Origin of the sequence: Knoellia locipacati (assembly GCF_007992835.1) — a bacterium.
GTDB lineage: Bacteria > Actinomycetota > Actinomycetes > Actinomycetales > Dermatophilaceae > Knoellia > Knoellia locipacati.
In genome coordinates this window covers 615,589-633,944 of the sequence record NZ_BKBA01000008.1, presented here as the reverse complement: position 1 = coordinate 633,944, position 18,356 = coordinate 615,589, and the positions used below count along the sequence as shown (strand labels likewise).

The 18,356-nt window shown below is 71.4% G+C and carries 22 protein-coding genes; 9 read left to right on the top strand and 13 right to left on the bottom strand.

Translation table 11 applies throughout. The features are described from left to right. A complete protein-coding gene (locus KLO01_RS11310; RefSeq protein WP_147065084.1) occupies positions 1–696 on the top strand; it encodes a GDSL-type esterase/lipase family protein in 696 nt (231 codons plus the stop codon). Positions 697–714: 18 nt separating this feature from the next. On the opposite strand, the gene KLO01_RS11305 is transcribed toward KLO01_RS11310, so the two are convergent. Next, positions 715–1,683 carry a zinc-binding dehydrogenase gene (locus tag KLO01_RS11305; protein ID WP_147065082.1) on the bottom strand — a complete coding sequence of 323 codons (969 nt, stop codon included), beginning with the start codon at positions 1,681–1,683 and terminating at the stop codon, positions 715–717. A gap of 49 nt (positions 1,684–1,732) precedes the next feature. On the opposite strand from KLO01_RS11305, the gene mmuM reads away from it, so the two are divergent. Further along, positions 1,733–2,617 (top strand): homocysteine S-methyltransferase, encoded by an 885-nt coding sequence (gene mmuM, locus KLO01_RS11300; protein WP_147065080.1) that lies wholly within the window; start codon positions 1,733–1,735, stop codon positions 2,615–2,617. 46 nt (positions 2,618–2,663) lie between these two features. Here mmuM and KLO01_RS11295 read toward each other — a convergent pair whose 3' ends face one another. Further along, positions 2,664–3,821 (bottom strand): NAD(P)-dependent malic enzyme, encoded by a 1,158-nt coding sequence (locus KLO01_RS11295; protein WP_147065078.1) that lies wholly within the window; start codon positions 3,819–3,821, stop codon positions 2,664–2,666. Between KLO01_RS11295 and KLO01_RS17510 the strand changes: the two genes are divergently transcribed. Both KLO01_RS17510 and sodN read left to right on the top strand, forming a co-directional pair. After that, positions 3,820–4,362: a S24/S26 family peptidase gene (locus tag KLO01_RS17510; RefSeq protein ID WP_147065075.1), complete on the top strand. Its 543-nt coding sequence runs from the start codon at positions 3,820–3,822 to the stop codon at positions 4,360–4,362. The genes KLO01_RS11295 and KLO01_RS17510 overlap by 2 nt on opposite strands. A 56-nt stretch (positions 4,363–4,418) precedes the next feature. Further along, positions 4,419–4,820 carry a superoxide dismutase, Ni gene (gene sodN / locus KLO01_RS11285; RefSeq protein ID WP_147065073.1) on the top strand — a complete coding sequence of 134 codons (402 nt, stop codon included), beginning with the start codon at positions 4,419–4,421 and terminating at the stop codon, positions 4,818–4,820. Between the two features lie 72 nt (positions 4,821–4,892). On the opposite strand, the gene KLO01_RS11280 is transcribed toward sodN, so the two are convergent. Genes KLO01_RS11280 through KLO01_RS17505 form a run of 3 tightly spaced genes read right to left on the bottom strand, consistent with a single transcriptional unit; the run spans position 4,893 to position 7,568 of the window. Next, complete coding sequence (locus tag KLO01_RS11280; protein WP_147065071.1) at positions 4,893–6,176, bottom strand: HD-GYP domain-containing protein; 1,284 nt, start codon at positions 6,174–6,176, stop codon at positions 4,893–4,895. After that, positions 6,173–7,393 (bottom strand): HD domain-containing protein, encoded by a 1,221-nt coding sequence (locus tag KLO01_RS11275; protein ID WP_186828011.1) that lies wholly within the window; start codon positions 7,391–7,393, stop codon positions 6,173–6,175. Before KLO01_RS11275 ends, KLO01_RS11280 begins: the two co-directional genes overlap by 4 nt. 46 nt (positions 7,394–7,439) lie before the next feature. Further along, positions 7,440–7,568 (bottom strand): hypothetical protein, encoded by a 129-nt coding sequence (locus tag KLO01_RS17505; protein WP_275938377.1) that lies wholly within the window; start codon positions 7,566–7,568, stop codon positions 7,440–7,442. 166 nt (positions 7,569–7,734) lie between these two features. Between KLO01_RS17505 and KLO01_RS17585 the strand changes: the two genes are divergently transcribed. Beyond that, positions 7,735–7,809 (top strand): 50S ribosomal protein bL37, encoded by a 75-nt coding sequence (locus KLO01_RS17585; protein WP_009775747.1) that lies wholly within the window; start codon positions 7,735–7,737, stop codon positions 7,807–7,809. Positions 7,810–7,895: 86 nt separating this feature from the next. Here KLO01_RS17585 and rsrA read toward each other — a convergent pair whose 3' ends face one another. Together rsrA and KLO01_RS11265 are read right to left on the bottom strand one after the other, a co-directional pair. Beyond that, the gene (gene rsrA, locus KLO01_RS11270; protein ID WP_147065067.1) at positions 7,896–8,204 is read right to left on the bottom strand and encodes a mycothiol system anti-sigma-R factor; all 309 of its coding nucleotides are present in this window, start codon (positions 8,202–8,204) and stop codon (positions 7,896–7,898) included. Further along, the gene (locus KLO01_RS11265) at positions 8,204–8,827 is read right to left on the bottom strand and encodes a sigma-70 family RNA polymerase sigma factor (protein WP_147065066.1); all 624 of its coding nucleotides are present in this window, start codon (positions 8,825–8,827) and stop codon (positions 8,204–8,206) included. Before KLO01_RS11265 ends, rsrA begins: the two co-directional genes overlap by 1 nt. A gap of 160 nt (positions 8,828–8,987) precedes the next feature. Between KLO01_RS11265 and KLO01_RS11260 the strand changes: the two genes are divergently transcribed. Continuing rightward, positions 8,988–9,527 (top strand): ferritin, encoded by a 540-nt coding sequence (locus tag KLO01_RS11260; RefSeq protein ID WP_147065063.1) that lies wholly within the window; start codon positions 8,988–8,990, stop codon positions 9,525–9,527. Here KLO01_RS11260 and KLO01_RS11255 read toward each other — a convergent pair. Together KLO01_RS11255 and KLO01_RS11250 are read right to left on the bottom strand one after the other, a co-directional pair. Then, on the bottom strand, positions 9,524–10,165 hold the full coding sequence (locus KLO01_RS11255; protein ID WP_147065061.1) for an alpha/beta hydrolase family protein: 642 nt from the start codon (positions 10,163–10,165) through the stop codon (positions 9,524–9,526). The genes KLO01_RS11260 and KLO01_RS11255 overlap by 4 nt on opposite strands. Beyond that, positions 10,162–11,004 (bottom strand): SOS response-associated peptidase, encoded by an 843-nt coding sequence (locus KLO01_RS11250; RefSeq protein WP_147065059.1) that lies wholly within the window; start codon positions 11,002–11,004, stop codon positions 10,162–10,164. The genes KLO01_RS11255 and KLO01_RS11250 overlap by 4 nt, the downstream gene beginning before the upstream one ends. A 105-nt stretch (positions 11,005–11,109) precedes the next feature. On the opposite strand from KLO01_RS11250, the gene KLO01_RS11245 reads away from it, so the two are divergent. From KLO01_RS11245 to rsgA, 3 genes are read left to right on the top strand one after another with little or no spacing between them, the layout of a single operon-like run. Beyond that, a complete protein-coding gene (locus KLO01_RS11245) occupies positions 11,110–11,649 on the top strand; it encodes a DoxX family protein (protein ID WP_246136157.1) in 540 nt (179 codons plus the stop codon). Continuing rightward, entirely contained in the window at positions 11,636–12,934 is a 1,299-nt protein-coding gene (gene aroA / locus KLO01_RS11240) for a 3-phosphoshikimate 1-carboxyvinyltransferase (protein ID WP_147065057.1), read from the top strand. Before KLO01_RS11245 ends, aroA begins: the two co-directional genes overlap by 14 nt. After that, on the top strand, positions 12,934–13,965 hold the full coding sequence (rsgA, locus tag KLO01_RS11235) for a ribosome small subunit-dependent GTPase A (RefSeq protein ID WP_147065055.1): 1,032 nt from the start codon (positions 12,934–12,936) through the stop codon (positions 13,963–13,965). The genes aroA and rsgA overlap by 1 nt, the downstream gene beginning before the upstream one ends. An 81-nt stretch (positions 13,966–14,046) precedes the next feature. On the opposite strand, the gene KLO01_RS11230 is transcribed toward rsgA, so the two are convergent. Genes KLO01_RS11230 through KLO01_RS11215 form a run of 4 tightly spaced genes read right to left on the bottom strand, consistent with a single transcriptional unit; the run spans position 14,047 to position 18,159 of the window. After that, positions 14,047–15,273, bottom strand: coding sequence for an ABC transporter ATP-binding protein (locus KLO01_RS11230; RefSeq protein WP_147065053.1), 1,227 nt, complete (start codon positions 15,271–15,273; stop codon positions 14,047–14,049). Further along, positions 15,266–16,351, bottom strand: a complete 1,086-nt coding sequence (locus KLO01_RS11225; protein ID WP_425558361.1) for an ABC transporter ATP-binding protein — start codon at positions 16,349–16,351, stop codon at positions 15,266–15,268. The genes KLO01_RS11230 and KLO01_RS11225 overlap by 8 nt, the downstream gene beginning before the upstream one ends. Beyond that, entirely contained in the window at positions 16,314–17,237 is a 924-nt protein-coding gene (locus tag KLO01_RS11220; RefSeq protein ID WP_147065052.1) for an ABC transporter permease, read from the bottom strand. Before KLO01_RS11220 ends, KLO01_RS11225 begins: the two co-directional genes overlap by 38 nt. Further along, entirely contained in the window at positions 17,230–18,159 is a 930-nt protein-coding gene (locus tag KLO01_RS11215; protein ID WP_147065050.1) for an ABC transporter permease, read from the bottom strand. The genes KLO01_RS11220 and KLO01_RS11215 overlap by 8 nt, the downstream gene beginning before the upstream one ends. Positions 18,160–18,356 lie beyond the last annotated feature (197 nt).

The window sequence follows — 18,356 nt, the reverse complement described above, 5'->3', positions numbered from 1 at the left end:
ATGAGCAACGACCACACCCTTCCCGGCGGCCCCGCGGGCCAGGACGAGCACGACGGCTCGGACCTCGAGTTCCGCCCGAGCGCCGCTTTCGCCGTCCCCGCGGAGGGCCCCCGCGACGTCGCCATCGTCTTCATGGGCGCCTCGATGGTCGCCGGCGTCGGCGACCCCAAGGGCCAGGGCTGGGTCACGCGGGTCGTCGGACGCACGTCGCACCCCGACCTCGAGCTCACGGCATACAACCTCGGGGTCCGCGGACAGACGAGCGGTGACGTCCTCGCGCGCTGGCACACCGAGTGCCCGCCGCGCTGGAAGGACCGCGGTGAGCGCCGGCTCGTCGTGTCGGTCGGCGCCAACGACATCGCCGCCGGCGTGACCCTGGCCCGCCACCGCCTCAACCTCGCCAACATCCTCGACGAGGCGGCGAGCAACGGCGTCTCGGCGTTCGTCGTGAGCCCGCCGCCGAGCAGCGACGCCGCCTTCAACGACAAGCTCGCGGTGCTCGTCGAGGCGCAGGCCGACGTGTGCTCGCGCCGCTCGGTGCCCTTCGTCGACTGCTTCCGCCCGCTGCTCGGCCACGACCAGTGGCGCTCCGAGCTCGCCGCGAGCCGCGATGGGCACCACCCCGGGCAGGCGGGCTACGGCCTCATCGCGTGGCTCGTGCTGCACAACGGCTGGAACGAGTGGCTCCAGATCTGAGCGCGACCCGCTCGCGGGTCAGGTCGTGAAGACGACCTTGCCGGTCACCTGACCCTGCACCATCCTCGCGAAGCCCTCCCGGGCGTCCGCCAGCGGCACGACCGAGTCGATGAGCGGCTCGATGCCGCTCGCCGCGACGAACGACGCGAGCCGCTGGAGCTCGTCGCGCGTCCCCATCGTCGAGCCGACGACCCGCAGCTGCTTGAAGAAGATCTTGGTGAGCTCGGCCTTGGCGGGGGCGTCGCCCGACGTCGCGCCCGAGATGACGATGGTGCCGCCCGGGCGCAGCGAGTTGACCGAGTGCGACCACGTCGCGGCGCCGACGGTCTCCATGACGGCATCGACGCGGTCGGGCAGGCGCTCCCCCGACGCGAACGCGCGGTCGGCACCGAGGGCGACGGCCTGCTCGCCCTTGGCCTCGTCGCGGCTCGTCACCCAGACCCGCAGGCCTGCCGCGGAGCCGAGCTGGACGAGTGCCGTCGCGACGCCGCCGGCCGCGCCCTGGACGAGGACCGTGCCTCCGGGCTGGACTCCCGCGTTGGTGAAGAGCATCCGGTATGCCGTGAGCCACGCCGTGGGGAGGCAGGCGGCCTGCTCCCAGCTGAGCTCGGCCGGCTTGGGGACGAGGTTGGCCCGCGGGACGGCGACCTTGGTGGCGAGCGTCCCGTCGTGCAGCTCCGAGAGCAGGGTGCGGCGCGGGTCGAGGGTCTCGTCACCCTGCCAGCCGTCGGACGGGATCACGGCGTGGACGAGCACCTCGTTGCCGTCCGCGTCGACACCGGCGCCGTCGCACCCCAGGACCATCGGCAGCCGGTCGGCCGCCAGTCCCACGCCACGCAGCGACCAGACGTCGTGGTGGTTGAGAGCGCACGTCTTGAGGTCGACGACCGTCCAGCCGTCACGCGGCTCGGGATCCGGGCGCTCCCCCACCTCGAGACCGGACAGCGGGTCGTCTGCGGACTGTGACACGGCGTAGGCGGCGAGCATGGGTTCGACCCTATCCACCAGCCTTCGACGGCGGTGCGACGATGTGGCCATGACCATCTCCGAGAAGCTCGCCGCCGGCACCGTCGTCCTCGACGGCGGCCTGTCCACCGCCCTCGAGGAGCGTGGCCACGACCTCTCCGGTCTGCTGTGGTCGGCCCGACTCCTGCGCGAGGCGCCGTCCGAGATCGTCGCCGCCCACCGCAGCTTCGTCGACGCCGGGGCCGAGGTCGTCATCACGGCGTCGTACCAGGCGAGCCACGCGGGCTACCGCGCCGCGGGTCTGGACGACGAGCAGTGCGACGAGGACCTCGTCGCCTCGGTCCGGCTGGCACGCGAGGCCGCCGGCGAGCGCGCCCTCGTGGCGGCCTCGGTCGGGCCCTGGGGCGCGCACCTCGCGGACGGCTCCGAGTACACCGGCTACCCCGACGTCGACAGGGCCCGGCTGCGCGACTTCCACGCCCGGCGCCTCGAGACGCTCGTGTCGGCCGGCCCGGACCTCATCGCCGTCGAGACGATCCCCGAGCTGCTCGAGGCCGAGGTGGTCGTCGAGCTCCTCGGTGAGCTCGCCCCCGACCTGCCCTACTGGGTGACCTTCTCGGCGACCAGCGGTGCCCGCGTGACCGGTGGGGCGCCGTTCTCCGAGGCCGCCGACGTCGTCGGTGGCGCGGCCGTCGCCGTCGGGGTCAACTGCACCGCACCGCAGTACGTCGAGGAGCTGCTGGTCTCGGCGCAGGCACGCGTGCCCTTCGTCGTCTACCCGAACGCGGGCGCCGTCTACGACGCCCGCACCAAGACGTGGACCGACGAGGGCTCGTCGCGGTTCGAGGCCTCCACCGTCCGGACGTGGCAGCAGCAGGGCGCCGCCCTCGTCGGTGGGTGCTGTGGCATCGCCGCCGACGGCATCCGCAGCATCGCGGACGCCGTCGACGGCTGAGCTCGGGCCAGCGGGCCTCGGGCCAGCGCAGCTCGGGCCAGCGGGCTCAGGCCAGGCGGGCGACCGCGGCCGCCACGGTCTCGGCCACCCCGGGCGCGAAGACGCTGGGGACGATCTCGTCGGCCGTCGGCTCGGGCACCATCGCTGCGATGGCCTCGGCCGCCGCGATCTTCATCGCCTCGGTGATCTGGGCCGCGCCGGAGTCGAGGGCCCCCCGGAAGATCCCGGGGAAGGCGAGCACGTTGTTGATCTGGTTGGGGAAGTCCGAGCGACCCGTGGCCACGACCGCCGCGTGACGGTGGGCGACGTCGGGGTGCACCTCAGGGTCGGGGTTCGCGAGCGCGAAGATGATCGATCGCGGCGCCATCCGGGCGACGTCCGCCTCGGGCACGGTCCCGCCGGAGACGCCGATGTAGACGTCGGCGTCGACGAGGGCCGTCGCCAGCTGGCCGCTGAGACCGCGGGGGTTGGTCGACGCCGCGATCCGGTGCTTGTGCCCGGTGAGGTCGGCCCTCGACGGGGAGATGATGCCCCGGGAGTCGCAGACGACGACGTCGCGCACGCCGGCCCGCTGGAGCAGACCGGTCACGGCGACACCGGCGGCGCCGGCACCGGCAACCACCACGCGCAGGTCGGCGAGCGAGCGGTCGACGACCCTGGCCGCGTTGAGCAGGCCGGCGAGCACGACGATCGCGGTGCCGTGCTGGTCGTCGTGGAAGACCGGGATGTCGAGGCGCTCCTTGAGCTGGGCCTCGATCTCGAAGCAGCGCGGCGCCGAGATGTCCTCGAGGTTGATGCCGCCGTAGGACGGCGCGATCCGGGCGACCGCGTCGACGATCTCGTCGACGCTGCCCGTCTCCATGCACACGGGCACCGCGTCGATCCCACCGAAGTGCTTGAAGAGGATCGCCTTGCCCTCCATGACCGGCATGGCGGCGAGCGGGCCGATGTCGCCGAGACCGAGCACCGCGGTGCCGTCGGTGATGACGGCCACCGTGTTGCGACGGGCGGTGAACCGCGCCGACAGGCTGGGGTCCTCGGCGATCGCCCGGCAGACGTCGGCGACGCCGGGGGTGTAGAGCAGCGAGAGGTCGTCACGGTCCCGCAGCGGCTGCGTGGCGTGTACGCCGAGCTTGCCGCCCTCGTGGGCGCGGAACACCGGACCCTCGAAGTCGAAGCTCGAGTACGACGGGGACGCAGACATGAGGAACTCCCAAAGGAAGACAGGTGCCACGACCGACCTGAGGCCGGCGGGTCGAGCCTCGTCCCAGGTGCGGGACGGCGGGGGGCGGGAGGTGTGCCGCGCCCGCTCATCCTTGCACGCGGCCGGAGCCCGCGTCAGTGCCTCGCCACGTGCGCAATGCCACAATCGGGCCGTGCGAGGCTCCCCTGTCCCCCGGCCCCGATTGCTCCGTGTCGACGGACGCTCGATGCAGCCCACCCTGCACGAGGGTGACCTCCTGATCTCCCTGTGGGGCGCCAGGGTCCGGGCCGGACAGGTGGCCGTGGTCCGGCTCCCCGACGACCGCGAGGGCAACCCGCGGCCCCTGTCGGTCAAACGGGTCACCGGCCCCGACCCCGACGACGCCAGCCGCTGGTGGCTCGACTCGGACAACCCGCGCGAAGGGGTGACGTCCTTCGACGTCGGCTCCGTGGGCGATGCCGACGTCCTCGCCGTGGTCCTCGCCCGGCTGCATCCGAGGCCCCGGTGGCTGCACGGACGGCATACGCCCGCTCGTTCGTGACACGCGGGTTGTAGGTTGGAACGTGGCCGACCATCCGCCCAACGAAAGGGACGTTCATGCGCCTCCCCTCCCTGTTCAGCGTCACCGATGTCAGCGCCCACTGCGACCTGCCCTGCGGCGTCTACGACCCCGCCCAGGCCCGCATCGAGGCGGAGTCGATCAAGGCGATCATCGCCAAGGTGGCCGACAACGACGACCCGGACTTCCGCACCCGTGCGATCCTCATCAAGGAGCAGCGCTCGCAGCTCGTCAAGGAGCACCTCTGGGTGCTGTGGACGGACTACTTCAAGCCGCCGCACTTCGAGAAGTTCCCGAACCTGCACACCCTGATCAACGAGGCCACCAAGCTGGCCGGCGCCTCGGGCACCAAGGGTGAGCTGGACGCGGCCAAGGCCGACGAGCTCCTCGCGAAGATCGACGAGATCGACGCGATCTTCAAGGAGACCAAGAAGGCCTGACGCCCGACCGTCACGACCGAGGGCCCCGACGCGACGGCGTCGGGGCCCTCGGTCGTGACACGGCAGTCCGGGTCAGCGAGGGCCGGGGACCGGGTTGGTCCGGATGAGCGCCTCGACGACCTCGGGGTCGTACTCGTAGCCCAGCCCCAGGTGGATGCGCTCCAGCGCCGCGTCGACCGAGACGACGTCGGTGCGGCCGTGCGAGAAGTCGTCGTAGGCGTTGGCGACCTTGATGATCCGGCTCGCCAGCGGGACCTCCTCGCCCCACTCCCGCACGTGGCGGAAGGGCGTGGTCTGGCGCTCCATGAGGTCGGCCACGTCGTCGAGGACCTCGGTGCGTCGCACGATGCGCGCCCCCTCGGAGGCGATGCGCCGCTGGTCGTCGGGCGCCGCCAGGACGGTGGCGCCGTCAGGGATCGGCGAACGCAGGCCGACCTGCCCGAGGTCGTGGAGCAGCGCGGCGTACTCGAGCTCCTGGATCTGGTCGGCGTGCAGGCCCATCGAGCGGGCGATGGCCACGGACCGCTCGGCGACCCTCGACGCGTGGCCGGCCGGGGTGTACCCGGCGGCCTCGGTGAGCCTCGAGAGCGCCGCGATCGTCTGGCGGTAGGTCGCGCGGTTGGTGGCGTAGCGCCGGACCGCGACATAGGTGAGCACCATCGGGAGCAGCCCGAGCGGGAGGGCCAGCAGACCGATGACGGGCGCGAGGAAGGCCACGAGCGGTCCGGCGGCGAGGACACCGAAGGTCAGCGCCTGGGCCTCCCCGAGCTCGTCGCGCAGCGTGGTCGTGGCCGGGAGCTCCCAGCGCTCGGACTGGACGAGACCGGTGAGGACGAGGTCGGCGAAGAGCCCCGCGGCGGCCGCCGCCATCATGACGAGCGCCACGACCCAGGGGCTGCGATCGGCGAGCTCCCACACCCACACGCCCCGGCCGTCGCCGTCGCCGAGCCGCATGAGGGTCGCCGTGATCGCGATCCCCACCGTGCGCGCCGCGACGAGGTACCACTGGGCCGGCCGGCCGAGGAGGGTCCGCAGGACCAGCGCGAGGCCGAGGGCGGTCGCCACGACGAGGGTCACCACACCGGCGGCGACGTCGAACTCGGCCAGGCCGTAGACCGGGCCGAGGAGTGCCAGGGCGATGCCGGCGCCGGTCGCGACCGGGGCCGCGATGCGACCGGAGGGCATGACCACCCGGAAGAGCTCGCCCACGGTGATGACGACGAGGAAGGCGCCGAGGATGCCGGGCTGCCGGCCGACCGTCGCGACGAGGTCGTCACCGGCGTCGAACAGCGACCACAACAGCGTCACCGCGCCGAGCAGGAGGACGAGCGACTCGATGCGGTGGCGACGGGTCACGTGGTCACCATGGTTCCGGGGGCGGCGGCCTCGTCACGGGCGCGCAGGGCCCTCGCCAGCGCCGCGAGCACCCGCTCACCGTCGGCAGAGGTCGGTCGCTCGCGCAGCCGCTCCATCGCCTCGGACGCCCCCACGCCCTCACCGAGCAGCAGCAGGTCGAAGTCGTCGGCGACCCGCACCACCTCGGCGGCCAGGGTGGGCGCGTGCTCGTCCGGCCCGGCATACGCGACCTGCTCCATGACCGCGGAGGCGCCGGCGAGGAAGGGCAGGTCCTGGAGCATGGCCGCACCACGCAGCACCGCGCTGCGCCGGTGGTCCTGGCCCTCCTGACCCGGCGCGACCACGACCGTGCCGAGGTCGTGGAGCAGCCCGGCGGTGCGCACGTCGGCGACCTCCTTGGGCCGCAGGCCGAGCTCCTGGGCCATGACGCCGGCCATCGACGAGACGCGGGCACTGTGGCCCTCGAGCTCGGGGGCGCGGGTCTCGATGGCGGCGACGAGGGCACCGAGGGCACGCTCGCGGGCCTCGCGCTCCTCGCCGTACTGGAGCAGGGCCCACCGAGCACCGGCCAGCGGTGCGAGCCCGATGAGGACGGCCACCCAGCCGAGCCCCCCGGGCAGCCACATGATGACGACGACGAACGCCACGATGCCGTAGGCGAACTGGGTCATGCCCGAGCTCGTGAGCATGTCGGCGAGCTGGAGGCGCAGGGGCACCCCCGCCGACAGGCGGATGACGCCGGCCACGAGGACGGCGTTGGCGAGCAGGTTCGCGGCGTCGGCGACGACGATGGGCAGGCCGACGTGGAGGGTCAGCGCCACGGCACCGTGGAGCTCCTGCACGGCGAACGAGCCGCCGGCCATGTCGTAGGCGAGGCCCCCGACCATGGCCGACGACGACGCCATCGCCATGTTGAACGCCCTGCGGTACGCCGGGATCCGGCGACGGGTCAGGGCGGCCATGACCAGCCCGACGACACCGGCGCCGACCGGACCGACGATGGGGATCGCGGCCAGGACGACGACGTTGTCGGCGGTGAAGTGGCTCAGGCCGTCACTCGAGGTCGACGGCAGCCACCAGGTCAGAGCCCCGATGAACGCCAGAAGACCCAGCGCACCCCACGCCGTGGGCCACCCGTAGAGATGGTGGCAGACCACGGCGAGGCCCCCCGCAAGAACAACGGTGACGCCGATGTAGATCGGCGTGCCGTAACGCACAAGAAACGGAGTCGATGACTCCGGCATCACCCGATGGGGCAGATGCCTACCACTGCCAGCCATCGAGCTGGATGATGGGACGCGAGGGGGCTGCCTCGGCCTGGGCGGCGCTGGCGCCGACTGATGCGAGGGCGGCGAGCGCGATGGCGGAGGCAAGGATGCGAAGAGTGCGCATGAGGTGACCTTTCTAAGATCCGGCCAGGGAAGCCGGAAGTGAAATCAGGCTCAGTCTCCCATGCTTTCAACGTGTGCGACAATGTATTGGACAAGTGATCTGCGGCGCCTTCGGCACCAGCCAGGGCACCCGGTCACCGTTTCGCCCCCGATCTCGAGGAGTTCCCATGAGCAAGCGCGCCCGCAAGCGCCGCTCGCGCAAGGGCAACAAGGCCAACCACGGCCGCAAGCCCAACGCCTGAGCACTGCGCAGCAGACGACGAAGGGACGACCACCATCTGGTGGTCGTCCCTTCGTCATGCCGGGCGTGTCGCGCCCGTTCAGGGACTCAGCCGTCGAGCTCGAGCCGCACCATCGAGATGCGCTGGACGATCTGGACGCGCAGCGAGTCCGGGCAGGGCTGCTCGTGCGAGCTCGACCGGCGCACCGCGGCCTTGACCGCGCGGTCGAGGTCGTGCTCGCTCAGGCACGGCCCGCAGGCCTCGAGGTGCTGGGCCACCCGGGCCACGTCGGCCGGCTGCATCTCACCGTCGAGGTACTCGTAGATCCGGTGCAGGACCTCGGAGCACTCCGCGTGGGACTCGACGTGCGAGCCCGAGGCGGCGGCAGTGGTGCCTTCCTCGTTCATCTCGTTCATCACGAGACCTCCTTGCCGAAGCCGCGCTCGGCGGCATACTCGGTCAACATCTCGCGGAGCTGGCGGCGTCCGCGGTGGAGCCGGGACATCACGGTCCCGATGGGCGTCCCCATGATCTCGGCGATCTCCTTGTAGGCGAACCCCTCGACGTCGGCGAGGTAGACCGCCATCCGGAAGTCCTCGGGCAGGTCCTGCAGGGCCCGCTTGATCTCGGAGTCGGGCAGGTGGTCGAGCGCCTCCGCCTCGGCCGACTTCAGGCCCGAGCTCGTGTGCGACTCGGCACGCACGAGCTGGTAGTCCTCGACGTCGGCAGCGTCGGACTGCTGCGGCTCGCGCTGCTTCTTGCGGTAGGTGTTGATGTAGGTGTTGGTGAGGATGCGGTACATCCACGCGCGCAGGTTGGTGCCCGGGCGGTACTGGTGGAAGGCCGCGAACGCCTTGGCGTAGGTCTCCTGGAGCAGGTCCTCGGCGTCAGCGGGGTTGCGTGTCGTGCGCAGCGCCGCGGCGTACAGCTGGTCGAGGAGCGGCAGGGCCTCGGCCTCGAACCGCGCCTGGCGCTCGGCCGGGGTCTCGGAGGCCACGTCGACGGTCGTCTCGTCGGAGGTCGTCTGTGGTGTCGTCATCGCACTCCAGCCTAGACCCGTCTCGGCGGGGGACGTCGTGTGCAGCACCAGCACGGGCACACCTCTCGCAATGCAGCGTCGCGCCACCGTTGCGTGGCGCCTGGACGCTGGAGTCAACAGGCGTGGGGGCGGCGCCATTCCCCGCCTGTAACGTTCGGCCATGCCCACGTCGCCCCAGTCGTCCTTCGTCACCCTGCTCGGGGAGCAGGTCCGCCACGAGTTCACCGCGAGCCAGCAGTACATCGCCATCGCGGTGTGGTTCGACGACCTCGACCTGCCCCGCCTGGCCGAGCGCTTCTATGCCCAGAGCGTCGAGGAGCGCAACCACGCGATGATGATGGTCCGCTACATGCTCGACCGTGACTGGAGCGTCGAGATCCCCGGGGTCGACGCCGTCCGCAACGCCTTCTCCAAGCCCGCCGAGCCCATCGCCCTGGCCTACGCGCAGGAGCAGAAGGTCACCGAGCAGTGCCAGGCGCTCTTCCAGGCCGCCCGGGCCGAGGGCGACGTCCTCAGCGAGCAGTTCATGCTGTGGTTCCTCAAGGAGCAGGTCGAGGAGGTCTCGTCGATGAAGACCCTCCTCACCATCACCGAGCGCGCCGGCGACGACTGGTTCCAGGTCGAGGAGCACCTCGCCCGCGAGCCCCAGGCCGACCCCGACGACGCCTCGGCCCCCGAGGCCGCGGGCGGCGTCCTCTAGCCCCGGTCGGCCAACGAGTCGACGAAGGCGCGTGCCGCCTCGACGAGTGGACCCGTCACCCTGATCGTGTGCTCACCTCGCACACCCGTGACGTATGCCGCGTCGTCCAGCTCCGCGCGCACCTCCTCGGGGGTGCCGAACGGGTCCTTGTCGCCCTGCACCACGTGCAGCGGGATGCCGGCCTCGACCGGCAGCCGCAGCTCGTCGGCCCGGGAGACCTCGGGACGCCCCGGCGGGTGCAGCGGGAACGACAGGCAGAGGACGCCGTCGGCACCGAGGACGGACGCGGTGCGGCAGGCGGCCCGGGCACCGTTGCTCTTGCCCGACAGGACGAGCGGACCCGGGAGGCGGCCACGCCCGGTGCGCAGCGACCGGACCACCGGCAGCCAGGCCTCGTCCTGCGGGATGGGACGCGGCGGCATACGCCGGCCTGCGACGCCCCACGCCTGTTGGACGAACGCGACCGCCCAGCCCGCGTCGACCAGACCGTCGCGCACGGCGAGGAGGTCTCCCCCGGTGAGCCGGCCGCTGGCCCCGTGGGTGAGCACGACCGTGCCGCGGGCGCGCACGGGCCGGTCCACATGGGCGTGCGCCGGCCCGAGCGGCGTCTCGACCTCGACGAGGCGACGGGTGCTCACGCGGTGCCGCCGAGGATCTCGCCGGTCATCGGGTCGACCACACCGCGCAGCTCGGACTCCGGGAGCGGGTCAAGCAGCTGCGGGCCGTTGGACCGGTTGCTGCTCACGGCCCGGGAGACGGGGTATGCCGTGAACCGCCCGCCCGGACGCGGCACCAACAGCTCGCCGACGTGGCCGAGGTCGGTGAGCTCGGGGTCGAGCCAGTCCGCCCACTGCTCCGGGTCGAGGACGAGGGGCTGGCGGTCGTGGATGCGGTCCAGCCCGGGCTCGGCCTCGGTCGTGATGATGGTGAACGTCGTGAGCCAGGCGGCAGGGTCGTCGTTGTCGGACACCGCGGGGTCGCGCCAGAACTCGTAGAGGCCGGCGAACGCACAGCTGGCCCCGTCGCCCCTCTCGGTGAAGAAGGGCTGCTTGAGGGGCTTGCCCTTGGCGTCGGTCGCCGTCGGCGAGGCCTGCCACTCGTACCAGCCGCGGGCCGGGACGAGGCAGCGACGACGCGCTGCCGCCTTGGCGTATGCCGGCTTCTCGAGGACCGACTCGGCGCGCGCGTTGATCATCCGCACGCCCGCCTTCGGGTCCTTGGACCAGCTCGGCACCAGGCCCCAGGTGAGCAGCCGCAGCTGGCGCGAGGGTGGCGCGTCGTCCTCGCCGCGCGGGGTCCGGGTGAGCACGACCGGGGCCTGCTTGGTCGGGGCCATGTTGTGGTCCGGGGTGCCGGCAGGTGGCGACTGGGGGTTGACGAGGACGCTGCGCGTCGGCTCGGTCGTGCGGTCGTCGTCGACCTCGAACTCGAGGGTCAGCTCGTCAGGGTTGGCCGTGGCCGCGTAGCGCCCGCACATGCACCCAATCTACGCAGCGGCGCTGACACGCAGCGACACGGAGCCGTGGGCAGCAACTACGGTAGGTGCAGGTCCACGATCCGTCCCGACCCGTGAGGAGGACGCATGTCCCTCGTGCGTCGCATTGCCCGTCCCATGCTCGCTGCCATGTTCGTCGTGGGTGGGCTCGACCAGCTCAAGCACCCCGGCGCCAAGGCCAAGGCTGCCCGCCCGGTCCTCGACCAGGCCTCCAAGGTGGGCCTGCCCGACGACCCCGAGCTGCTCGTCCGCGCCAACGGTGTGGCGATGGTCGGTGGCGGTGCGCTCCTCGCGAGCGGGCACGTCCCGCGCATCGCCTCGACCGTCCTCGCGGGCACGCTCGTCCCGACGACGCTCGCGGCACACGCCTTCTGGAACGAGTCCGACCCGCAGAAGCGGGCCCAGCAGAAGGTGCAGTTCCTCAAGAACCTCGGGCTGCTCGGCGGGCTCCTGCTCGCCGCCGTCGACACCGACGGGCGGCCGAGCCTGGCCTACCGCGCCCGCCGGGCCGGCGAGAGCGCCCAGCGCACCGTCCACATGACCAAGCGAGAGGCACGGCACGCCGCCAGGGCAGCCCGCCGCGAGGCACGACTGAAGGCGGCCCAGGCACAGAATGCCCTCCCCTGACTGGACCTGCCCGACCGCCGCGGGACCGGTCGACGCCACCGTCGCGCTCCCCGGCAGCAAGTCGCTGACCAACCGGTTCCTCGTCCTCGCCGCCCGCGCGGGCGGGGCGTCCCGCCTCCGAGCGCCCCTGCGCTCGCGCGACACCCTCCTCATGGCGGGGGCCCTGCGCTCGCTCGGGGTCGGCGTCGAGGACGTCGACGGTGACGACTGGCTCGTCACCCCCGGAGCCTCCACCGGTGACTCGGAGATCGACTGCGGCCTCGCCGGCACGGTGATGCGGTTCGTGCCACCGCTCGCCGCCCTCGCCGACGGTGGGGTGCGCTTCGACGGCGACCCGCACGCCCGCACCCGGCCGATGGGTCCGGCCCTCGAGGCGCTGCGCGCGCTCGGCGTCGACGTGGCCGACGACGGGAGGGGGACCCTCCCCTTCGTCGTCCGCGGGACGGGGTCGGTCCGAGGCGGTGACGTCACCCTCGACGCCTCGGCCTCGTCGCAGTTCATCTCGGCGCTGCTCCTCTCGGGCGCGCACTACGAGCAGGGTGTGACGATCCGCCACGAGGGCGCGCCCGTGCCCAGCCAGCCGCACATCGAGATGACCGTCGAGGCGCTGCGCGACGTCGGGGCCGACGTCGACGACACCGAGCCCGACGTCTGGCGGGTCGAGCCGGGACCGCTCAACCCCCTGGACGTCCAGGTCGAGCCGGACCTGTCCAACGCCGCACCCTTCCTCGCGGCAGCCCTCGTCACCCGTGGCCGGGTGCACGTCCCGGGCTGGCCGCAGCACACCACGCAGGCCGGTGACGACATCCGCGACATCCTCGACGAGATGGGCGCCGACGTCAGGCTCGCGCGCGACGGGCTCACCGTGAGCGCCGTCGACGGGTTCACCGGTGTCGACCTCGACCTCCACGACGCGAGCGAGCTCACGCCCGTCGTCGCCGCCCTCGCGGCGCTGGCCGACGGCCCGACGGTCATCCGCGGGGTCGCCCACATCCGGGGACACGAGACCGACCGGCTGGCGGCCCTCGCCCGCGAGCTCGGTGCCATGGGCGCCGAGGTCACCGAGACGCAGGACGGGCTGCACATCGTGCCGCGACGCCTCTCCCCCACCCGCTTCGCGACCTACGCCGACCACCGGATGGTCATGGCGGGCGCCGTCCTCGGCCTCGCCGTCCCAGGTCTCGTCCTCGAGGACCCCGGCACCGTCGCCAAGACGCTGCCCACGTTCACGGACCTGTGGTCCGGGATGCTGGGCGACGCCTCGGCGCAGGGACGCACCGCCTGATGGCCCGGTCGACGAGCGACTACGACGAGTCCGACGCCAAGGTCAGGCCCAACAAGCGGGGCAGCCGTCCCCGCTCCAAGGACCGGCCCGCGCACCTCGACGCCGTGCCCGCCAAGGTCACGACCGTCGACCGTGGCCGCTACACCGTGCTCGTGGGCGACGGTCTCGCGGACGAGCGGGTCGTCATCGCCATGCGCGCCAGGGAGCTCGGCCGCAAGGGCATCGTCGTCGGCGACGACGTGGCCCTCGTGGGAGACGTGTCCGGCAGCCCCGACGCCCTCGCCCGGATCGTCCGGGTCGAGCCCCGCCGCACCCTGCTCCGGCGCACCGCCGACGACACCGACCCCGTCGAGCGGGTCATCGTCTCCAACGCCGACCAGCTCGTGGTCGTCTCGGCCCTGGCCAACCCGGAGCCGCGCCCGCGCCTCATCGACCGCTGCCTCGTCGCGGCCTACGACGCCGGCATGTCGCCGCTGCTCGCGCTCACCAAGGCCGACCTGGCCGACCCCGAGCCGTTCCTCGAGAACTACGCCCCGCTCGAGGTGCCATCGGTGGTCACCGCCACCTCGGGCGACGACGGCACCGACGGCCTCGAGGCCCTGCGTGATGCCCTGCGCGGTCGGGTCAGCGTGCTCGTCGGGCACTCCGGCGTCGGCAAGTCGACGCTCGTCAACGCCCTGGTGCCCGGCGCCTACCGCGCGACGGGTGTGGTCAACGACGTGACCGGGCGTGGACGGCATACGAGCACGTCCGCGATCGCGCTGCGGCTCCCCGACGGCGGCGGGTGGGTCATCGACACTCCCGGCATCCGGTCCTTCGGGCTGGCGCACGTCGACCCCGAGCGGATCATCGTCCACTTCCCCGACCTCGAGGCCGGCACCGACGAGTGCCCCCGCGGCTGCACCCACGACGAGGAGGAGTGCGCCCTCGACGCCTGGGTGGCCGGTGGCCATGCCGGCCCCGCAGGAGCCTCACGGCTGGAGTCCCTCCGACGGCTGCTGCGCACGCGGACGCCGCAGAGGGGCGACTGACTCCTCACCACGGCGACGACGAGGGCCCGGACGAATGCTTCCTTCCGGGCCCTCGTCGTGTGCTGCTGACCTGGTGTCGCGTCAGACCCGCGGGTCGCGCTGCTCCGTCGGCTCGTCGTCGATGAGCCGGTTCGTGTCGGCCGGGCGGTCCAGCGGACCCTCGGTCTCGCCCACGACCTGCGAGCCCTGCGCCACGCTCGCGGCGTCGGCAGGCAGGAGGCCGTCGTCCTCGGCGAAGGCGTCGAGGTCGACGACGTCGGTGCTCGCGAAGCGGGTGTCCACCTCGACGTCCGAGACGTCGACGGTCTCGACGATGACGCGCGGCTCTGCGAACAGGCAGGCCGAGCGGTGCTCGCCGACGCCGTCCGGACGGTCGATCAGCTCGGGGTCGTCGACCTTGCAGCGGTCCTGCGCCTTGAAGCAGCGCGTGTGGAAGCGGCAGCCCGAGGGCGGGTTCGCCGGCGACGGGACGTCACCGGTGAGCACGATCTGCTCACGCTTGCCACGCATCAGCGGGTCCGGGACCGGGACCGCGGACAGCAGGGCCTGCGTGTAGGGGTGGGTCGGCCGCTGGTAGATCTGCTCCTCGGTGCCGAGCTCGACCATGCGCCCGAGGTACATCACGCCGACACGGTCGGAGATGTGCCGGACGACCGACAGGTCGTGCGCGATGAAGATGTAGGACAGGCCGAGCTCGTCCTGCAGCTTCTCCATGAGGTTGATGACCTGCGCCTGCACCGAGACGTCGAGCGCGGAGACCGGCTCGTCGCAGATGAGCACCTTGGGGCGCAGCGCGATGCCGCGGGCGATGCCGATGCGCTGGCGCTGTCCGCCCGAGAACTGGTGCGGGTAGCGGTTGATGTGCTCCGGGTTGAGGCCCACCATCTCCAGGAGCTCCTGGACGCCCTTCTTGCGACCACCCTTGGGGACGACGTCGGGGTGGATCTCGAACGGCTCCCCGATGATGTCGCCGACCGTCTTGCGCGGGTTGAGCGACGTGTAGGGGTCCTGGAACACGATCTGGATGTCGCGACGCAGCTTGCGCATCGCGGACCCGCTCTGCGAGTACATGTCGACACCGTCGAAGTTCACGGTGCCCGACGTCGGCTCCTCGAGACGCATGAGGACGCGGCCCAGGGTGGACTTGCCACAGCCGGACTCGCCGACGATGCCGAGGGTCTCGCCCCGCTGGAGCTCGAACGAGACGCCGTCGACGGCCTTGACCTGACCGGTCGTGGTGCGCAGCACACCACCCTTGATCGGGTAGTGCTTGTAGAGGTTGTCAGCCTTGAGAATGACGTCAGCCATTGAGGACCTCCTCGGCGAAGTGGCAGGCGGAGTCCTGGTTGGCCACGTGACGCAGCTCCGGGACGTCGGTGCGGCAGATGTCCTGGGCCATGCGGCAGCGCGGGTTGAACGCGCAGCCCGGCGGGATCCTGGTGAGGTTCGGCGGCAGGCCACCGATGGCGGCGAGCGTCTGGCCCTTCTGGTCGAGTCGGGGGATCGACTCGAGCAGACCGCGGGTGTAGGGGTGCGCCGGGCGGGCGTAGAGGTCCTCGATCCCCGCCTGCGCGACGATGCGACCGGCATACATGACCGAGGCGCGGTCCGCGACGTCGGCCACGACACCGAGGTCGTGGGTGATGAGGATGAGGCCCATCTGACGCTCCTCCTGGAGCTCAGCGAGCAGGGCCATGATCTGCGCCTGGACGGTGACGTCGAGGGCGGTGGTCGGCTCGTCGGCGATGAGGACCGCCGGGTCGAGCGCGATCGCCATCGCGATCATGATGCGCTGGCGCATGCCGCCGGAGAACTGGTGCGGGTAGTTCTTGACCCGGTCCTTGGCTCCGGGGATCGCGACGCGCTCCATGAGGCGGACGGCCTGGGCATAGGCGTCGGACTTGTTCATGCCCCGGTGCTGCCGGAACATCTCGCCGATCTGCCAGCCGACGGGGAACGTCGGGTTGAGCGAGCTGAGCGCGTCCTGGAAGATCATCGAGATCTCCGGGCCGCGTGCCCTGCGGCGCTGGTCCTCCGGCATGGTCAGCAGGTCCTGGCCGCAGTAGCGGATGGCACCCGACGGGATGACGGCCGGCGGCATGTCGAGGATGCCCATGATCGCCTGAGCGGTCACGGACTTGCCGGAACCGGACTCGCCGAGGATCGCGAGCGTCTCTCCCTGGTGCAGGTCGAACGAGACACCGTTGATCGCCTTGGCCACGCCTTCGGCGGTGTGGAACTCGACGAAGAGGTTGTCGACCTCGAGGAGGCGGCCGCTGTCGTCGGGCTTGTAGTCCGAAGCGGGCGCCACTGACTTGGTGGTGGTGGTCACTGGTTGCTCCTCCTGCTCATCGAGACTTCGGGTCGAAGGCGTCACGCACGGCATCGCCGAGCAGGATGAACGCCAGGACCGCGAGGCTGAGGAACAGACTGGGGAAGAGAAGGATGTGCGGGTAGGTGCGGACGGCCACGAGGGCGTCGCTGATCGCCACACCCCACGAGATCGCCGGCGGGGTCAGGCCGATACCGAGGAACGACAGCGTCGCCTCCGCCACGATGAAGCCGCCGAGGTTGATCGTCGAGACGACGATCGCCGGCGCGAGGGCGTTGGGGAGGATGTGCGAGCGGATGATCCGCAGCGGGCTCGCGCCCAGGGCCCGCGCCGCGAGGACGTACTCGTTGGGCTTGACCTGCAGGACGCTCGAGCGCATGAGGCGCGCGATCGAGGGCCAGCCGAAGATCGTCAGGGTGAGCACGACCTTGCCGACGATGACGAGGTACGGGGTCGACTGCGGGTTGTTGGGGAAGCTCGCCATGAACAGGATGCCGCCGAGGAGCAGCGGGATCGCGAAGAAGATGTCCGTGATGCGCGAGACGACCGCGTCGATCCAGCCACCGTAGAAGCCGGCGACGATGCCGACGACGCCGCCGACGATGAGGGTCGTCAGCGAGGTGAGGATGCCGACGATGATCGAGGCCCGGGCGCCGTAGATCGTGCGGGCGAAGATGTCGTAACCCTGGCCGTCGGTGCCGAAGATGTGCGCACCGCTCGGGGTGTCGCGCACGTTGTTGATGTCGCCGAAGGTCGGGTCGGTCCGGGTGAACAGCGAGGGCCAGACCGCCATGAGCACGAACGCCGTGATGAGGGTCACGGAGATCCAGAAGATCTTGTTCTTGCGCAGCGATCGCCACGCGTCCTGGGCGAGCGAGCGGGCCTCGCCCACGTCCTCGCCCGCGGTGGGCTGGACGCTGACGGCAAGGGAGTCAGTCATGGCTGATCCTCGGGTCGAGCACGCCGTAGAGAAGGTCGACGAGCAGGTTGACGAGCAGGTACACGATGACGAGCACGGTCACCGCGGAGACGACGGCGACACCGTCACGGGAGTTGATGCCCTTCCAGATGTAGCCACCCACTCCCTGGATGTTGAAGATGCGCTCGGTCACGATGGCCCCACCGAGGAGCCCGCCGAAGTCGGCGCCGATGAAGGTGACGACCGGGATGAGCGAGTTGCGCAGGGTGTGGACGCCGACGGCGCGGGACTTCGTCAGACCCTTGGCTGCTGCCGTGCGCACGTAGTCGGCGCGGAGGTTCTCGACGAGGTTGGTCCTCGTGAGTCGCGCGACGTAGGCGATGGAGAGCGAGCCGAGGACGAAGGCGGGCAGCACGAGTGACCACGTCGAGGCCTCGAGGCTCGGCACGGTGGCAGGGAACAGGCCCCACTTGATGCCGAAGAGGTACTGGAGCAGCACACCGATGACGAAGACGGGGATGGAGATGACGAACAGCGTGCTCACGGTGACGAGGTTGTCGATGAACCTCCCCTTGCGCACACCGGCCAGGACACCGGCGAGGATGCCGATGATGGCCTCGAAGGCGATCGCCATGAGCGCGAGCCGGCCGGTGATCGTGTAGCGCTTGGCGAGGTCGTCCTTGACCGGGATCCCGTAGTAGTTGGTCCCGAGGTCGCCCTGGACGAACTTGCCGAGGTACTTGCCGTACTGCACGGGGAGCGGGTCGTTGAGGTTGTGCTCCTCGCGGAACTTCGCAACGAACTCCGGGGAGCAGGGGCGTTCACCGCACTTGCCGGCGGTCGGGTCTCCGGGCAGGGCGAAGACCATGGCGAAGATGATGAAGGTTGCTCCCAGAACCACCGGGATCATCTGCAGCAGTCGCCTGACGATGTACTTGCCCATGTCACCTCCTGGGTCACTTTCGGCCCAGTCCGCGGTGGCGGAGGGGCACGGCGAGACGGCACACGCGCGTCTCGTGAAGTCGGGTATGGCCTTGTGAGCCGGGCCAGAACTGCAACATACCTGACGCGGCAGAGGGCATCGGGCGAGCTGGAGCTCAGGATGGGGCGGGCGCCCCGTAGGGGGAAATGTACCCCCGG

Bases quoted from the DNA above. Each gene is read 5' to 3' on its own strand.
- KLO01_RS11260 (WP_147065063.1), top strand. From the start codon at position 8,988: ATGCCCACGTCGCCCCAGTCGTCCTTCGTCACCCTGCTCGGGGAGCAG.
- KLO01_RS11295 (WP_147065078.1), bottom strand. From the start codon at position 3,821: ATGTCTGCGTCCCCGTCGTACTCGAGCTTCGACTTCGAGGGTCCGGTG.
- KLO01_RS11305 (WP_147065082.1), bottom strand. From the start codon at position 1,683: ATGCTCGCCGCCTACGCCGTGTCACAGTCCGCAGACGACCCGCTGTCC.
- KLO01_RS11265 (WP_147065066.1), bottom strand. From the start codon at position 8,827: ATGACGACACCACAGACGACCTCCGACGAGACGACCGTCGACGTGGCC.
- aroA (WP_147065057.1), top strand. From the start codon at position 11,636: ATGCCCTCCCCTGACTGGACCTGCCCGACCGCCGCGGGACCGGTCGAC.
- KLO01_RS17505 (WP_275938377.1), bottom strand. From the start codon at position 7,568: ATGCGCACTCTTCGCATCCTTGCCTCCGCCATCGCGCTCGCCGCCCTC.
- mmuM (WP_147065080.1), top strand. From the start codon at position 1,733: ATGACCATCTCCGAGAAGCTCGCCGCCGGCACCGTCGTCCTCGACGGC.
- KLO01_RS11230 (WP_147065053.1), bottom strand. From the start codon at position 15,273: ATGGCTGACGTCATTCTCAAGGCTGACAACCTCTACAAGCACTACCCG.
- KLO01_RS11220 (WP_147065052.1), bottom strand. From the start codon at position 17,237: ATGACTGACTCCCTTGCCGTCAGCGTCCAGCCCACCGCGGGCGAGGAC.
- sodN (WP_147065073.1), top strand. From the start codon at position 4,419: ATGCGCCTCCCCTCCCTGTTCAGCGTCACCGATGTCAGCGCCCACTGC.
- KLO01_RS11215 (WP_147065050.1), bottom strand. From the start codon at position 18,159: ATGGGCAAGTACATCGTCAGGCGACTGCTGCAGATGATCCCGGTGGTT.
- rsgA (WP_147065055.1), top strand. From the start codon at position 12,934: ATGGCCCGGTCGACGAGCGACTACGACGAGTCCGACGCCAAGGTCAGG.
- KLO01_RS11245 (WP_246136157.1), top strand. From the start codon at position 11,110: ATGTCCCTCGTGCGTCGCATTGCCCGTCCCATGCTCGCTGCCATGTTC.
- KLO01_RS11225 (WP_425558361.1), bottom strand. From the start codon at position 16,351: ATGCCGTGCGTGACGCCTTCGACCCGAAGTCTCGATGAGCAGGAGGAG.
- KLO01_RS17510 (WP_147065075.1), top strand. From the start codon at position 3,820: ATGAGGAACTCCCAAAGGAAGACAGGTGCCACGACCGACCTGAGGCCG.
- KLO01_RS11310 (WP_147065084.1), top strand. From the start codon at position 1: ATGAGCAACGACCACACCCTTCCCGGCGGCCCCGCGGGCCAGGACGAG.
- KLO01_RS11250 (WP_147065059.1), bottom strand. From the start codon at position 11,004: ATGTGCGGGCGCTACGCGGCCACGGCCAACCCTGACGAGCTGACCCTC.
- rsrA (WP_147065067.1), bottom strand. From the start codon at position 8,204: ATGAACGAGATGAACGAGGAAGGCACCACTGCCGCCGCCTCGGGCTCG.